General features: G+C 52.0%; 11 protein-coding genes. 3 read left to right on the top strand and 8 right to left on the bottom strand.

The features are described 5' to 3' along the window. Positions 1–239: 239 nt before the first annotated feature. Complete coding sequence (locus tag KB236_10755; GenBank protein ID UIF30359.1) at positions 240–1,442, bottom strand: serine hydrolase; 1,203 nt, start codon at positions 1,440–1,442, stop codon at positions 240–242. A 293-nt stretch (positions 1,443–1,735) separates the two neighbouring features. Between KB236_10755 and KB236_10750 the strand changes: the two genes are divergently transcribed. Together KB236_10750 and KB236_10745 are read left to right on the top strand one after the other, a co-directional pair. Beyond that, on the top strand, positions 1,736–2,176 hold the full coding sequence (locus KB236_10750; protein UIF28985.1) for a CopY/TcrY family copper transport repressor: 441 nt from the start codon (positions 1,736–1,738) through the stop codon (positions 2,174–2,176). A gap of 2 nt (positions 2,177–2,178) precedes the next feature. Next, positions 2,179–4,326 carry a copper-translocating P-type ATPase gene (locus KB236_10745; protein UIF28984.1) on the top strand — a complete coding sequence of 716 codons (2,148 nt, stop codon included), beginning with the start codon at positions 2,179–2,181 and terminating at the stop codon, positions 4,324–4,326. Between the two features lie 78 nt (positions 4,327–4,404). Here the strand turns inward: KB236_10745 and KB236_10740 are convergent, their stop codons facing one another. Together KB236_10740 and KB236_10735 are read right to left on the bottom strand one after the other, a co-directional pair. Next, on the bottom strand, positions 4,405–5,052 hold the full coding sequence (locus KB236_10740) for a FusB/FusC family EF-G-binding protein (GenBank protein ID UIF28983.1): 648 nt from the start codon (positions 5,050–5,052) through the stop codon (positions 4,405–4,407). A gap of 717 nt (positions 5,053–5,769) precedes the next feature. After that, positions 5,770–6,705: an EamA family transporter gene (locus tag KB236_10735; protein ID UIF28982.1), complete on the bottom strand. Its 936-nt coding sequence runs from the start codon at positions 6,703–6,705 to the stop codon at positions 5,770–5,772. Positions 6,706–7,230: 525 nt separating this feature from the next. Between KB236_10735 and KB236_10730 the strand changes: the two genes are divergently transcribed. Beyond that, positions 7,231–7,800, top strand: a complete 570-nt coding sequence (locus tag KB236_10730) for a sugar O-acetyltransferase (protein ID UIF28981.1) — start codon at positions 7,231–7,233, stop codon at positions 7,798–7,800. A gap of 76 nt (positions 7,801–7,876) precedes the next feature. On the opposite strand, the gene KB236_10725 is transcribed toward KB236_10730, so the two are convergent. From KB236_10725 to KB236_10705, 5 genes are all read right to left on the bottom strand, one after another. Then, a complete protein-coding gene (locus KB236_10725) occupies positions 7,877–8,488 on the bottom strand; it encodes a sugar O-acetyltransferase (GenBank protein UIF28980.1) in 612 nt (203 codons plus the stop codon). 128 nt (positions 8,489–8,616) lie between these two features. Continuing rightward, entirely contained in the window at positions 8,617–9,615 is a 999-nt protein-coding gene (locus tag KB236_10720) for a hypothetical protein (GenBank protein UIF28979.1), read from the bottom strand. Positions 9,616–9,709: 94 nt separating this feature from the next. Next, the gene (locus KB236_10715) at positions 9,710–11,128 is read right to left on the bottom strand and encodes a C69 family dipeptidase (protein UIF28978.1); all 1,419 of its coding nucleotides are present in this window, start codon (positions 11,126–11,128) and stop codon (positions 9,710–9,712) included. Positions 11,129–11,458: 330 nt separating this feature from the next. After that, the gene (locus tag KB236_10710) at positions 11,459–13,576 is read right to left on the bottom strand and encodes a hypothetical protein (GenBank protein UIF28977.1); all 2,118 of its coding nucleotides are present in this window, start codon (positions 13,574–13,576) and stop codon (positions 11,459–11,461) included. 270 nt (positions 13,577–13,846) lie between these two features. Continuing rightward, on the bottom strand, positions 13,847–16,597 hold the full coding sequence (locus tag KB236_10705; GenBank protein ID UIF28976.1) for an HAD-IC family P-type ATPase: 2,751 nt from the start codon (positions 16,595–16,597) through the stop codon (positions 13,847–13,849). Positions 16,598–16,852: the final 255 nt, after the last annotated feature.

Raw genomic sequence — 16,852 nt, 5'->3', positions numbered from 1 at the left:
ACCTATGTTAGTCGATAATCGAACTATAAAAAAAGAGTCACGACTTCAGCCGCAACTCCGATACGATATTCATTAATTTAACTGAAAGTTAGCAAATAGCTAGAATCCGTAGTGTAACAAGGATACCATCCATCATAATATGATAGTCGTAGGCTGGCAGCCGCAGGTCGGTTTAATAGCGATAGGCCTTGTCAGCTGGAAACTGGAGCGTGTTCGCAATCTTTCAACTTTTAAAAACCCTAAAACAAACTATTCAGTGGCTGCCGCAACACGGCCATTAACTGGTCAACGTTATTTTTCGCCGCAAAGACGGCCCGTTCCGCAAATAAGGTAGTCGTCTGCTGAGCACGGTACGTTACCTGTTGCTTAGCGCCCGTCTGCGTATCGGTGACCGTTGCTTGGGCTACCGGATCACCCGCATCGACCGTCCCCGTGCTTAACTGTGTCGGCGTTAATTTAGTCTCCACCTTCGTGGTTAAATTAGCCGTCTTATCCTGATACCAGACCCCTGCCTGAGAAGTTGTCGGCGTTGCCATGACCTTGGTAGCCAGCCCATTCGATAGCGAGATCCGTTGAGTCGTTAAGGGCGTCGTCTCCAAACTATACACTTGCTTCAATTGCTTAATCAACTTGTTCATGGCGGAAAACGTGGTATCCCCACCTAGGATAGTGGCCACCATGCGTTGCCCATTAACCGTATAAGTTGCCGTGAAGCACAGCTTGGCATTCTCGGTGTAGCCAGTCTTGAGCCCATCGATGCCACTTTCCTTCTTATATTGGGACTTACCCGGCAGACAACTATTTTCATTATAAATAGCCGTCCCGTTAATCTTATCTTCCGTCTTGCTGGCGATGTCCGTAATCTGTGGATCGGCCTTGAGCAGTTGCTGGGCCACCTTGGTGATGGCCTTAGCCGAGACTAGATTTTGTTCATTCTTGCCCGTATCGGGTAACACGAGGTCATAGTCCTTCAGGTCAGAGTTGTCCAGACCCGACGAACTAATGAAATGCGCCTCCAACCCCCAGTCCTCGCTCTGTTGATTCATCAGCGCGATAAACTTGGCATTACTACCGGCGACCACTTCTCCCAGTTCCGTTGCGGCACTATTAGACGACGCAATCATCGCTGCCGCAACCAATTGGCGGACAGTAAACGTCTCGCCGGACTTCATACGTAGCGACGAATACGCATAGCTATGGCTTAATTTAATAAGGTTTTGTGGCATGGTCACCTCGTCATCCCAACTAAGTTTCCCGTCGTTAATCGCTTTGACGGTGAGGTAAACCGTTAATAGTTTGGATAATGAGGCAATTGGGTATCGTTTATCCGCGTTTTGTTGGTAAAGGACCTGACCACTGTTGGCATCCATGACGTACGCCGCCCGAGCCGGCACCTTACTGACGGTCTTTGTCGCCGCCTGGGCCGTTCCCGGTGCGAGCATGAACAGCGCGAGTCCGGCCACAACAAGGGTGCGTAACCAATGTTTTAAAAGAACCACGAGCACGTAAGCTCCCTTCGTAATCTAACTTATCTCTCAATTATACAAAGTGTAGCAGGTAAAACCACGGTTCCGGGGAATCTTGCTTAAATTTTAATTTCTTATTATTCTATTTGTAATTGGGCCGTATTCTCTGTAACAGGAGGGATCAAACTTTCCTCTTGACAGCATACGTTTACAGATGTAAACTCTAAATATCAATTGAATTACAACTGTAAACAAAGGAGTGACTCACTGTGCCAACGACTGAAATTACTGAAACCATTACCGACGCCGAGTGGTGTGTGATGCGGATTGTCTGGACCCTTGGACAAGCCGATAGCCACACGATCATCGACTTGGTCAGCCAGCAACATGATTGGAAGGCTGCTACCATTAAAACCTTGATCGGGCGATTGGTCAAGAAGGGCGCGCTAGAGACGACGAAAAACGGCCGTCAGTTTATTTACACACCGCTCATTCCTGAGCAAACCGCGATGGACACTGCACTCTCTGGTCAGCTCGAGCAGATGTGTGCGATGTGCCGAGGCAAAGCCTTTGTCCACGCCATCGACCAAACCGAACTGAGTCAAGCCGATATTCAAGAATTGATTACACATTTACAAACGAAGTTAGCTACGGCACCAGCCACCATCGCGTGCGACTGCCTACCGGACGGCTATGAAGGGAGTTGCTAGGTATGAAAACATCTGAACGTCATCTGGGCATGACCCACATGAACATGCAGCACGATATGAAGGGGATGGACCACCATCAAATGAACATGGATGAACACAATGACATGGACCATATGAACATGGACCATATGGATATGAGTCACATGGACATGAGCGATATGGATATGGACATGGGCGACGGGCACATGATGCACATGGGCAACCTTAAGCGTAAGTTCTGGGTTTCCTTGATTCTCACCATCCCCGTGATTTTGATGTCGCCCATGATGGGCATGACGCTGCCCTTCCAATTGGTCTTTCCTGGGAGCGACTGGATCGTTGCCATCCTCGGTACGATCCTGTTCTTCTACGGAGGCGCCCCCTTCTTCAGTGGCGCCAAGGCCGAACTACAGATGAAGCAACCGGCGATGATGACCCTGATTGCCATGGGGATCGGCGTGGCTTACGTCTACAGCATCTACGCCGTGATTGCCAACAACCTCTTTCACGTCACCCCGATGGTCAACAACTTCTTCTGGGAGTTATCGACATTGATTGTGATCATGTTGCTGGGCCACTGGATTGAAATGAATACGGTCATGAACGCCGGCTCCGCAGTGGACGCTCTGGGAAAGTTGTTACCCCAAGAAGCCCACGTGGTCGATGAACAAGGCAACCTTACCGATGTGAAATTAAGCGACTTGCAGGTTGGCCAAACCGTTTCCATTCGTGCCGGCGAACAGATTCCCGCCGACGCCACGATTCTCACCGGTCATTCTGAAGTTAACGAATCTCTCGTGACGGGTGAATCCAAAGCCGTTCACAAGACTATCGGTGATGCTGTCATCGGTGGGGCCGTTAACGGGGATGGCACCATTACCGCGAAGGTCACAGGAACCGGAGACTCTGGGTATTTGGCTCAGGTCATGGCCCTGATTAAGGACGCTAAAAATGCCAAGTCCAAATCAGAAAATCTAGCCGATCGGGTCGCTGGTTGGCTATTCTACGCCGCTTTATTTGCCGGCATCTTAGCCTTCATCATCTGGTTAACCGTGGCGAACTTAGCCGTGGCCCTGCCCGTCGCCGTCGCCGTCTTCGTCATCGCCTGCCCCCACGCACTGGGATTGGCTGTTCCACTGGTCGTCTCCCGGAGCACGGCATTGGCCGCTCAGAACGGCCTACTGATTCGTAACCGGACCGCAATGGAACAGGTTAATCAGTTGAAATACGCCCTGATGGACAAGACCGGGACGTTAACCCGTGGCGAATTCAAGGTTAACCATCTGATTAGCTTAGATGATGCCCACACCGACGATGACATTCTCACCCTCATGGCCAGCCTGGAAGCTGGGTCCAGTCACCCGCTAGCCACTGGAATCTTAACCGCAGCGAAGGCTAAGCAGTTAACGCCTGACGCTGCGACCGACACGCATCAAGAGACCGGCCTGGGTCAATTTGGTACGATTGCCGGCATCACGTACGGCGTGGTCTCGGTCAACTATTTGGAACAAAAGCAACTGGCCTACGATCACGATCAGTTCACGGCGTTGGCTGGCGAAGGTAACTCCATCAGCTACTTAGTCGCTGGTGACCAAGTTCTCGGGTTGGTCGCTCAAGGCGATCAAATCAAGCCCGCCGCAGCCAAGCTCGTGGCTTCCCTGAAGAACCAAGGCATCACGCCAGTCATGTTGACGGGAGATAATCAGGAAACGGCAGCCAAGGTTGCCGCAGCCGTGGGCATTGACGATGTGCAGGCTCGGCTACTCCCCGAAGATAAGGAACGGTTGGTTCAACAATATCAGGCCCAGGGCAAGGTTCTCTTCATCGGTGATGGGGTCAACGATGCGCCTAGTCTGGCCCGCGCCGACATCGGCATGGCGATTGGTTCCGGAACGGACGTGGCGATTGAATCCGCCGACATCATTCTGGTATCCAGCGACCCTGCCGACGTGATCCAGTTCTTGGATTTGGCCCGGGCAACGCACCGCAAGATGACCGAAAACCTCTGGTGGGGAGCTGGTTACAACCTGATTGCCATTCCTTTGGCCGCCGGTGTGCTGGCGCCAATCGGCTTCATGCTTGATCCAATGGTCGGGGCGATTGTGATGTCACTGAGTACCATTATCGTCGCGATTAACGCGATGACGCTGAAGATTAAAGACGTCGCTTAACCCTAAGATTCTCCTCTAGAAAACAGGAAACGCACCACGACTCTCCCTCACTCGGGAAGTTGCGGTGCGTTTTTTACATTAACGTTTTGGTCGAACAATTTCTAAGAAGTCAGCGAGCGGCTGGGGATCGGTCAGTTGTCGGTTGCACTTAGCGCTATCCCGGCAAATATAATTGCCATTGCGTTTAAAGGTGCCCAGTCCGGACTTTTTGGTGGTCGAGACAAACAGGGAAACATTGCCAATTGTTTGGCAAATGGCGCAAACACCCTTAACCGTCTTGGGCCCCATATCCCCTTGAATCCCAATCAAGCGATCCTGATACGGCGCGACCAGATATTTCTTCTGATTGCCACCGTCGTTCCAACCGAGGTAGGTCAATTCATGTAAATCAATATCGCCCCACTCTGGTTGCTTTAACTTCTTCACTTTGCGAAATAGCTTGCCCAGTTGCTTTTGACTCAAGCTGGGAAAAGGGATCACCAGCGGCGCAATCGTGGGTAACAGCTTAGCCGCGGCCTCTCGGGTCAACCGATCGGGCTGAAGGCGTTCCAAGAAGGCCTGAGCCAGCGGTTCGTCTGCGGGTAAATGCGCGGCAATATTGCCAATTGTCGTGTCACGGACCACGCGGCGCATCCGCCGGTCGTTGACGGCCAGATAGGCACTGACGAGACTGTTGACTTGCTGGGTGATATAACTATATTCGTAAGCGGTGATTGTTGGTTCCATAAATGTTGCTTCCTTTCAGATTTAAACCAGACACTTCTCTGAAAGGGTTTTGCAGAAAAGTGTCGCTAACAGCCAGCACTCTTCCGTACAAATAACGATGCCATCATCGTCGATCATCTCCTTGGGTTCAGCCAATTGACTGAATTGTTCATTAGTATACCGAATCCCCTCCTGGAAAGCAAGATCCGGCCGTTTTCTGCCACCAAAAAGGGGTACACAGCGACTGACTGCGTACCCGTTGATTTTTTTAGCCCTAAACTGAAGATTGAAAGTTTACGAACACGCCCCAATCCTCGGCCGACAGGGCTTATCGCCATTAAACTAGTCATCAACGCCACCTGCGGCCTGAGAAGCGATCCTCCGGTTACGGTGGTTGAAAGTCACTGAACACGCGATGAATCGCTGGGGTGACAACGTTCAGCCAGTTTAATTGAGCACACTTCAGGTAGCCGTGAGTGAGTCAAATTTGGTCTCAGCCGTAGGATTCTCCAAGTGTCCTACTTGGAAAATGGCGTCTTTGAGACGTGAATTATCGGCTCAAAGCGAGGGACAAGATCGCACTTTGGCTTGGCCCGTCCTTCCCACAGCGATCCAGACCAAATTTGGCGAACGGTAAGGCGGCCATTACGCGACTATCATATTATCACAGCTAGAATCCTTATCACACTACGGATCCTAGCTATTTTCTAGCTTTCACCCTTGAGTCGGTCTAAGCCCTCAGCCAGCATTTGTCCCCAAATGGCGGATAAAATTAATCATCTTGCGGCCATTGAGCGACAACGCCATCACGGCGAGAATAATCATCGCCCCGCCGAATAAATCGTAGCTGGTCAATCGGACGTTTAAAAAGGTCACGGAGAAGACCGTCGCTGCCAGCGGTTCGAAAGCGTCCAACAGACTCGCCGTCGTAGGTAAGATATCCGCCAGCGCATGAGCAAACATCAGGAACGGAAAGACCGTCCCAAAGATAATGATAAAGACAATCAGGCCAATCTCCACCCCATTTACGTAGACGTTGGCTTGCCACAAAGGTCCGAAGACATTCAATGACAGTCCCGCTACCAGCAGGCCCCAGCCAGTTACCGATAAGGCACCAAACTTCGGCAGTAAGGGGCGCGGTAACAGCGTGTTCGTCGCCACACCAATCGCCGATAAGCCGCCCCAGAAGAGAACGACTGGCGAAATGGCCAAACTATTGAGGTGCCCATGCGTCACAATTAATAACGTCCCGAAGAAGGCCATAATCATCCCCACCGCTTCCGGTCGCGTGGGCGTAATGTGTTTAAAAATTAAAAAGTAAAGACTGATAATAAAGGGCCCTAAGAATTGAATGATGGTCGCAATCGGTGCATTACCGTATTTAACGGCCTCAAAATAACACAGTTGTACCGGGATCATTCCCAATAGGCCGTAACTGACCACCCGAAGCGCCGTCGACTTTTGACGCCAAATTTTGAGCGGTTGGGCACCGACCACGCGGGCAATCACCAGGAGAATTAGGCCGGCACTAATCATTCTGACCTGCGTCAACCAGAGTGCCGTCACCTGCGAATTGAAGGTAAACAGCGAGCTGGCCGCCACCCCCGAGACGCCCCATAACATGGCGGCAAAACTCGCGAGTAAAATTCCACGTAAATGATGTTGACGATTCATCGTAGCCACTTCCCATCAGCAGCTGCCCTTAATTCCTTCATTTCCAATCCCTCTTATCGATTAAAATTAGCAAGCACCATTTATTATAGCAAAGTTAGTTTTCAAAAATCGTGATTATGAGCAGGATTAATTTTTGAAAACGTTTTAATTTGGGTGATACAAATAGGCCCCCGTCTTCACGAGAGCCTAACTGCCTCAGCCATGGACGCTAATCAGCCGAATTGATGGTAGTCGCCTGACATAATCCGTTGTTTATTAGCTGAGCGCAAGCTACGGGTGACAAGCCACCCCCATAGCTTTGGCATTTATTCTAGGCCATCCCCAATCAGATTCGCTACTAGGCCGTCTAGTTTGCTTAGCGAGTAAATTAAAGGTCCACATGACTAGTGGGCACAAGTTTTAGCTGAGATACATCCTAACCGTTAATCAGTTTGTAACCAGATAAATGTTAGCGGTTACAATTAGTCCGTACAAATCAAATTTTCTATGCTACAATAATCGAAAAGACCTGGAGGCACACGCACAATGAAGACGGAAAAAGAAAAATTTTTAGCGGGCGAACCCTACAATATCATGGATCCCGAACTGGCAGCCGAGGAGACCAAGGCCCGGCGGCTATGTAAAATCATGAACGAACTAGATGACACGGCGACCGAACAGAAGGAACACGTAGTTCGTCAGCTTTTCGGCTCAGTTGGTAAGAGTCCGTGGGTGCAACCCAATTTCCGCTGTGACTTTGGCTATAACATTCACGTGGGGGACTACTTCATCTGCAACTATGATAATGTCATCTTGGACGTCGCCCCCGTCACCATCGGCGATCACTGCATGATGGCGCCGCACGTCCAGATCTACTCGGCCTATCATCCCCTTGATCCGGCCGCTCGGGATGCATTTACCGGTTTAGGCAAGCCCGTCACCATTGGCGATCACGTCTGGATCGGCGGTGGTTCCGTGATCTTACCAGGAGTCACCCTAGGAAATAACGTGGTCGTTGGCGCCAACTCTACCGTAACCAAGTCCTTTGGCGACAATGTCGTCATCGCCGGAAGCCCTGCCCGAGTTATTCGGGAAAATGTGCCCGCGACGGATTAAGAAAAAAGTTGAGACTTCCACTACTAAAACACAAGCGGACCGGGATACGCTATCCCGATCCGCTTTTCATTTATCCTTACCGAAGCATCTGCGCAATATCACTGTTTCCCTTAGGCTGTGGTCCATCCAAGGGCAATTGCTTAATCACTCTGGCCGGCACGCCCCCGACCAAGACATTGGCTGGCACGTCCTTCGTCACAATCGCTCCGGCAGCAATGACCACGTTGTCGCCGACCGTCACGCCGGGCATAATGGCTACCTTACCTCCAATCCAGACGTCATTGCCAATAGTCACCGGTTGCGCTTGGGCCAAATATCCCCGGCGATCGGCGGCCCGCAACGGGTGGTTCACCGTGTAGATGTCCACGTTGGGGCCAATCATGACGTGATCGCCCATCGTTACGGGGGCAATATCTAAAATGGTCAGGTTGTAATTACTCAAAAAGTCCTCGCCAACGTGAATATTTTGGCCATTATCACAGTTAAACGTGGCCTGAACTGAGACCCGCTCACCGTGACTCCCCAGAATTTCTTTAATTTTCGCCGTTTGTGCAGCGGGATTGGTCGCCGGAATCTGGTTGAACTCCTGACAAAGCTTGGCAGCGCGTGCTTTCCGTGCAGCAACGTCCTGATCCAAGAAGTAATAGGGTTCGCCAGCGTCCAATTTTTCTAGTTCTGATTTTGCCATCAACGTTCACCTCAACCTTAGCTTACCACTTCAACCCGGCTTTAAGTCAAAGGAGTCCAGACAACTTGTCTGGACTCCTTTTGTGTTCACTTCAGATAATTGAAGCTATGCGTTACTATTTCGGGTGACTAAGCGATCCAGCCTGAGTAGACCGGGATATCGATCTTGCCCGTGGGATCCACCGTCCCCTGATAGGTCTGACCGTTCAAATCAAAGGTCGCCACCAGTTTGAATTTCACCGTGGCAACCGGCGCAATGGCCTGACTGCTCAGCACCTTACCCGTGGCACTGCGGGTGGTCTTACGCACGGCCTTGCCTGCCTGATAGTCGTAGATGATGGTCTGACTATTCTGCTTAAGCAGGACCAACCGCTGAATCTGGCCGCCCCTGATCGCAGTTCCAACCTTGATATGGGCGCTGGCATTCAACGTGGCAACTTGCTTCGTGGCCGATAAGCCGTCGCGCGTTAGCTCCCGTTTCATGATAGTCGGATAGTTTCCCTTCACGACTGCACTGACCGGTAGCCAACCAATCGTCTTGCCCGCAGCCGTTTCAAAGTATAAGTACCGTTGCTTCGTCGTGGTCGTCAGCGCTTGAATCGCGTAAATGGTGCGGTAGCCATAAGTCGTGCCGTAATGGTTAGCCGCCGTGGTCCCCAACGTCTTCTTCGGCATATTCCAGAAATCATGCGTCGTGGTTGGCGTCCAGTAAGCCGTCTTCTTCACCGACTTGAGTTGCTTAATCTGCTGGTGAAATTTTAAGTGACTTAGGGCCACGTAGCCACCCACTAGTTTACTGGTGGTGCCCTTGTGCGGGTCAATTACCTGACTGTGATTCAGGGGCGTGACCGTCACCTGATTCAACCGCACGTAGCGTTTCCCGCCAACGGTGACCACCTTATCCACCGTCCACAACTTCTGCTTACTCTGCGCGGTTCCCAGAACCTTGCTATGCGCATAGGCCGCACGGGGATAGCTGTACACCTTCGTCCCCTTGGCCTTAAAAGTAAATACGCGTTGCTGAGGATACGGTGGCAACGTCACCCGTTTAGCGGCGTGGGCCGTGGTCGTCGTCCCCCATAGCGCGAGCCCCAAGCTCCCGACTAAAGTAACCTTCATCCATTTCATGTTCGCTCCTCCTGGTCTGTCCTCAACTTACTCTTTCATATTCATTTAAATGGGTTACTGATGTGCTGGCGCAACCATCACGCCAACAGCAAGACTACAGATTCTGACCCTTTTCCCAAGCCGTCTTGGATAACAACAATCCCTGCTTAACCAGGTCATTGAACAACGCGTGCGTCCGCTTGGAAACTTCACCGGCGGTCTCGGCATTACTCTGGGTCAGGAAGGTCGCGGCATCACCGGTAATCGCGGTATCCGTCGCAGCTACCCGTGCGCGGCCATAAGATTGACACCCTTCGCGAAAGGCATTAACCGTGTCGACGAATTCGTGGAAATGCGGTTCAATCAGTACAGATAAGGTCTTGTTCAACCAGTAAACGTTATCCACGGAAACTTCGGTCGTCGTGTTCTTGTAGTCTTCCGGCGTATCCGCAATGTTGGTAAAGAACGGTACATACGGTGCGTAGGCGAAGAAGCCCATGGCAATCCATTGAATCGCCGCATGATCGGCCGGAACGTCATTTCTAATCTGCAAGATGGAAGAACACTGGTTCCGATCCATGGCGATTGGCCGGTACTTCTTCTGATCATCAGCAGAACCGGAAGCAAACGTGCCGAACGGATCGTACGGCGTCCCATTGTAGTGGGAGGACAAGAAGAATTCGACGTCTTCAATCGCAATCTTCTTGCTGGGTTGCCGGGTGAACGGCATGTCCTGATCCGTTGGCTGTTGGTCGGTAATTTCTGGATTAAATAATTTCTGACCGTACCACGTCCGCGGCGTGTTGTAGTACGCATCGTCTTCACCGTGCGTACCGAAGATGTCCCGGAAGTTAAAGTGTCCCGGCGTTGGATTCAAGTGGTATTGATCCACGAAATCCACGAGGTCGGTCGCCACGAGGAAGTTGGCGTCGTCATTGACATCGACCTCTTGCATCAATGTCTGGTTGGGTGCGATGGCGTAGCTGTCCTCTGGTAACCGCATGGCGGCCCAGTGGTGACCACCGGCCGTTTCCAAGTACCAGATTTCATTCTGGTCGTTAAAGGCGATACTGTTGCTTTCGCCAGTGCCGTATTTTTCCAGCAGAGCACCCAGTCGTTGGGCCCCTTCCTTGGCTGATTTGATGTACGGCAGGACCAGCGTAATCATGGCCTCTTCATTAATACCATCGTTCACGAGGGGATCGTAACCCAACACACGGGCGTTGGTCGCCGTCGTCTCGGTGGCACTCATTCCCACGTTGAATTCATTGATCCCAGCTTCTTCGTATTGGCCGTCGCTTTGATCGGCTTGCGGCGTGCCCGTGTAGCGGTAAGCGTGGTCGGGTAACGGGACCTCAACGCCAGTCACAGCCGACGTAAAGGTTGCCTGCTTCTGATCCGTGGCGGGATGCACCACGAACTTAATGGGGTTAATGGGCCCATACCCATCCTCGTTACGCGCAACAATCGTGGAACCGTCCATACTGGCGGCCTTACCCACTAAAATCTCGGTACAATCGGAACTTTTCTTCACAGTGTTCCGCCTCCTTTGCTTACCAGTATAGGATTATCGGGTGCTAAGGGCTAGGCTTTTATAAAAATAATTATCATCGCCAGCAATTTTACCAGACCACCATTTTTATCGTCCGATAAATTACTCGCTATTATACGCACTTTTCCTGCTAATGACGACTAAAGACTCTCGGCAATTTCTATGTAGCCGAAGTGGGGCCGCGACCGACACGCCACTCCGGTTGGAACTCATACAGGGCGGCGTTCCAACGCGTTGAAATCCACGTTCCGAGCCTCCCATTATGTCTCCTCAGCCCTAGTCATCATCCCTTTAAGACCGGCAAACAACGGGTTATGGGGCATCGATCAACCGCCATATTAATTTCCCAGTATAACTTCCCTGTAGCGCGTCCCCCGCGACCTCCAACGTGGGGCCAGAGGTGGACGTCCAATCACCGGCCACGTTCGTCCGCTCGGCGTCATTTTGCGTCTGATGATCGGCCACCACAGAAACTTCAGTGGTTCCAATCTCTTGTTGCGTATTTCCCGTCGAAAAGAGGAGCTTCCCTCGTAGCGGTGTCCCGGTGACATCCTCGACAAAGGGCGTCGCGAGCGCCACATTGAGCCGCCAACGGCTTCCGGTCCCTCGTTCATCGAGTACACCTAATTGCCATCCCTCATCGCGCCTAACCCGTAGCGTTTGCCCGGTCAGGGTCGTCGCCTTAAATGAAGCATCGTGTGGCAAATCGGTAAACTGTAACGTCCCAGGAGCGCGTGTCACGTCAAGTTTCAGCGGATTCGAGGTCACTCGAGTATCGGCTTTGGCCACGGCGACTACCGTTAGTGAGTTGTCGCCAACGGCCAAGTCCTTCGCCGCCACCTTCAGCCGAAAGGTCCCCACCGGCTCGTTGGGGCGTTGACTGGCGGTCAAGTCTACAGTGGGTAGCACGCGTTGCCCCACTTTAACGACTAGGTAGTACTGCCGTAAGTCAGCGGCCGAGAAAGGCTTTTCGCCATTCGTCAACCGACCGGTAATCGTTGCCGCTTCATTGTGGCCGAGCTGTTGCGTTTCTTTTCCTAGATTCGTCAACTTTAGCGCGAGATCGCTACGAATAAAGTAGCTGGGAAGGGTCAATTGCTTCTGAACGTTGGGACCGTAGAACCGACTCTGAACCTCGGGCACCTGAGTCCGTTGGGTGACCGGTGGCACGACACCATTGAGGGTGACCGTCACGCGCTTGATCGTTTTATCCAGCGTCCTTTTCCACGGCTTAACAATCACCGTACCGGCTAATTCCTTGGTGTCAAAGGGTTCGCTAATTTCTTCATCATTGTAGCTGACTCCCCCACTCAGCCATTGCAATTGCTGGGGTAGCGCCAACTGCATGGTGAGCGGCTGGATGTCCATCCGGCTCTGCGCGGCATCATAATCAAACACGTAGCGATACGTAACCTTTTCGCCAGCGGCAAGCTGACTATTCGCGGCAATCTTCTGACCTGTCGCCGATTTATACAGTTGCGCACTCGCGTCCAGTTTCCCCAAGGTGTCGGCGCTATCCACGACTACCAAGCCGTTTTCACTGGCGTTGGATCTGTCGTTACTTGTCGATCCGGTAAATCCCCAGTAGACCTTCGCGTCCGCACTGTTCTTATCAATACCCAGATTGGCCAAGTTCACGGGTAGCGTATCACGAACAATGTCCATCCCCGACCGTAACTTATTCGTTTGCGGGTCACGATCATTGTAGGCGTACGTCATCGCCTTCGCTTGGGCGTCCCAGTGAAGACTCAGGTGATGCCACTGGCCATCCGCAAAGTCTTCAACCATTTTGGGCATTGTATGCTTCAACGTGTGATACCCCGCCTCCTGGCGATAGGTCGTCGATAGCGCGGGATAGCCACTCGCAATGTGCATCCCGTCCTTGACTGGCGCATCAAGATCAAATGCCTGCCCCGCACCATTTGTTTTAGACACGTTGGTCCGCGTATCGAATTCCAATGCCCAGCTCTTCGCTAACGCTTGAAAGGTAATCGGGCTAGTTGACGAAGCATTTCGGTCATTCCCCCAGACGCCCAAAGATTCGCCAGCACCAGCCACATCGTCGTATCCAGTGCCCTGATTCTGCAGGACAAAGGCCATTCCCTCCGCAGCGGCCGCATGCCTGTTACCAAAATACAACCACAACGACAGATCGCCATCCTGGCTGAGGTCTAAGCGGTTATCCATCCGGGTCATCCCGATCTTCGACCAAACGGCACCAGCCTGAATATCCCAGCTTGCGGTGCTATTTCGCGTAATCTGGGCAATTGACCTGGGAATTGATTGCGCATCGATTATTTTCGTATAGTTATCTACCCCGCTCATGGTAAACAATCCATCCAGCGGTACGCCCGCGGGTGCCGTAGCCTGAGCATGCACTAGATCTGCATTACCCCGAGTCTCTGCCGCCCGCGCAGATCCGCTCATCATCAGTATGGCGAGACCGATTATCAGCCCAACGAACCAGTGCCTCATTCCCCATTTCCCCCAATTCTCTGTGACTCCTAGCTGTGATTATAGCGGTTTTATATCCACGGGGTCAACGGAAATGCTTAGTGTAAATAATTCGTAATAAGAACATTAATGATAGTGTTTCCCAAAACACACTAAAAGAACCCTCAAAGACCAGTATTGCCTGGTCTTCGAGGGTTCTGTTCTGCGTCGTTCTGTCAGCAGCAGTCACACGCAAGTAATTGAATTTTAGAAGTTTCGCTGTTCTCGTGAGACGGTCTGATGGTCGATGCGATGGCGAATAGCCTTGGCAATCTCGGTCACCACGAGGACGACAAAACCAGCGACGATTGGAATCCACCAACCGTAGTAGAAGTTAACCGAGGTCGTGTGGAACACGCTCTGCATGGCTGGCCAGTAAATAATTCCGGCTTGTAAGACCAGTAGAATCGCGACAATTACAAAACTCATCTTGTTTCTGAAGAAGTATTTCGACAGCACCGGATGGTCATTTTGCAGGTTAAAGAGGTAGAAGACCTTCCCGAAGATAATCACGTTTAAGGTCATGGTACTCCCGATAACGGCGTTCAGGCCCTGGTTCGTCAGAACGTCATAGGCAAACATCCCCAACCCGGAAATCAGAAGCGACACGTAGGTGACTTCAAAGACGTCCAGCTTGGACAGAATCCCACGCGTCACATCCCGAGGTCCCCGTTTCATAATGCCACTCTCGGCCGGTTCAAAGATGAACGCGAACTGAATGGTCAGTGCGGAAACCATATTGATCCACAACAATTGGGTTGGAAACAACGGCAACGGTTGATCCATCAAGATACTAAGGACCACGATTAACCCTTCCGCAAAACTCGTAGGAAGTAGGAAACGAATGGTCTTCCGGATGTTATCGAAGACGTGCCGGCCTTCACGTACGGCCCGCAGAATCGACGTGAAATCATCGTCGGCCAAGACCATATCGGCGGAGTCCTTGGCAACGTCGGTTCCCCGAATCCCCATGGCAACCCCAATATCGGCCTGTTTCAGAGCGGGCGCGTCGTTCACGCCATCCCCGGTCATCGAGACCACGTGACCACGTTGTTGCTGGGCCTTCACAATCCGCAGCTTATCCGCGGGAGTTGTCCGGGCAAACACCGTGTACTGGTCAATCTTGGCGGCCAGTTCATCGTCGCTCAGCTCAGCTAACTCTGGTCCGGTAATGGCGCGGGCCTTCTCTGAGAGATTCAGTTGCTGGGCAATTGCGGCCGCCGTTTCGGGGTCATCCCCCGTAATCATCTTAACCTTGATACCGGCGTACCGTAACTGCTTCACCGCGTCGGCAACGCCGGGACGTGGTGGGTCAATGATTCCGGCCATGCCGGCCAAATGGAAGTCCTGGCCGATCACCACGTCTGCCACGTCGTCAATATCCGCAGCCACGGGTTGATACCCTAGGGCCACGACCCGCTTACCTTGCTGGGTCAACTGGGAAAGCCGTTCCTGCCAAGCCGCTTGGTCCACCGGCTGACCTTGTTCGGCCATTAACCGCATCAGCGTCTGTGGAGCCCCCTTCACCAACAAGAGACGTTGGTCGGCGTGATCCACGAGTCGCGCGGAGTACCGGATGGCTGAATCGAAAGGTAGGGAGTCAATCTCTTGTGGGTCCGGATCGGCCCCCACCAATTTATGGTACAACGCCGTTAGCGCCCCATCGGTTGGTTCACCGGTCAAGACCCACTGGCCGTCTTCTTCATGGAACTCGGCATCGGAAGTTTGCCCGGCAATTTGAACCAGCCATTCGAGGTCGTGGTCATGTTGCCACGGAACGGTTTGCCCCTCATCATTTTCAATCTGTCCGGTCGCATCATACCCTACCCCAGAAACGGTGTAGGTATCCGCGGCTGTCAGAATATCCGTCACGGTCATTTCATTTTTCGTCAGCGTCCCGGTCTTGTCGGTATTGACAATGTCCACGGCCCCTAAGGTTTCCACGGCCGGTAACGTCTTCACAATGACGTTTTGCTTGGTCATCGCCTGGGTTCCCATGGCCAAAACGACCGAGGTACTAGCGGGCAACCCTTCCGGCATGGACCCCACGACCATGGTAATCACGGCAATCAACAGCGTTGGTAGACTGTAAACGTGGGTAATCATTCCCAGAATGAAAAGTAACGCGGCCACGACCAAGATTGCAATGGATAGACCTAATCCCAAGCTGTTCAGGTTCTTCATCAGCGGTGTCCGTTGTTGTTTGACTTCGGCCACGTTTTGCTGAATATGCCCAATCTCAGTATCCGCACCGGTAACCGTCACAATCCCCCGACCGGAACCATTCGTCACCGCCGTCGAAGCGAAGGCCAGATTGGCCCGTTCGGCTAACGGTAAATTGGCGGCCATTAGGGGATCTTCCCCCTTCAACACGGAGTCGGTTTCACCGGTCAAGGCGGACTCCTGAATCTTTAAGTTATCCGCATCGATCAGTCGCAGATCGGCGGGAACGGTATCCCCCGCCTCCAGCTGGACAATGTCACCGGCCACCAGCTCGCGAGCCGGTAAGGTAATCTTCTGCCCATCACGAATGACCACGGCCTCGTTAACTAAGAGGGCCTTGATCCGATCTAAAGCGTTATCCGCGGATTTTTCCTGAAAGTAACCGATAAAGGCGTTCGCGATGATCACCAATCCGATAACGATTGAATCGGAGTAATGGTGCATAAAAAACGTGAGCAAGGCGGCGCCCGCCAGGATATAGATGATACTGTTGTTGAACTGCTTCAAGAAGCGCACCCAGTTGGATTGCTTCTTCGCCGTCAGTTCGTTAGGTCCATTGGTCCGCAGGCGTTGTTGCGCCTCGCCGGTACTCAGGCCATCATCCTTATCCGTGCCATAATCTACAAGTAAGGACTCAGTCGTTCGCTGCCATATGGGCGGCTGCTGGCTGGGTCCAGGGTCGGTATTCTCTGCGATTTCAGTTGAGGTTATCGTTGCTTCTGGGTCTTGTGCCATATAAATAAATTCATCCTTTCTAAACATGAAAAATTTTAACGGTCAGGAATTGGCAATGCTACTTTCCGGTCGTGCAAGGCGTCCACCTCCAAGTCTATATTTTTGGTTAATTCATTCTAACAAGTTTTCATGAAAATTGCATCTCTTTCAATTGATTGCAATGTAAATTTAATATATAGGATTATACTTTAGGGGTCACAACCACCCGAGGTGTTAGTCACTTCAGCACCCACGCCAAATAACCGGCGAAGTCTG

It is taken from the genome of Levilactobacillus brevis (assembly GCA_021383565.1).
Taxonomy (GTDB): Bacteria; Bacillota; Bacilli; order Lactobacillales; family Lactobacillaceae; genus Levilactobacillus; species Levilactobacillus brevis_B.
The sequence above is the reverse complement of the archived record's forward strand: the minus strand, read 5'-3'. Positions and strand labels throughout refer to the sequence as shown.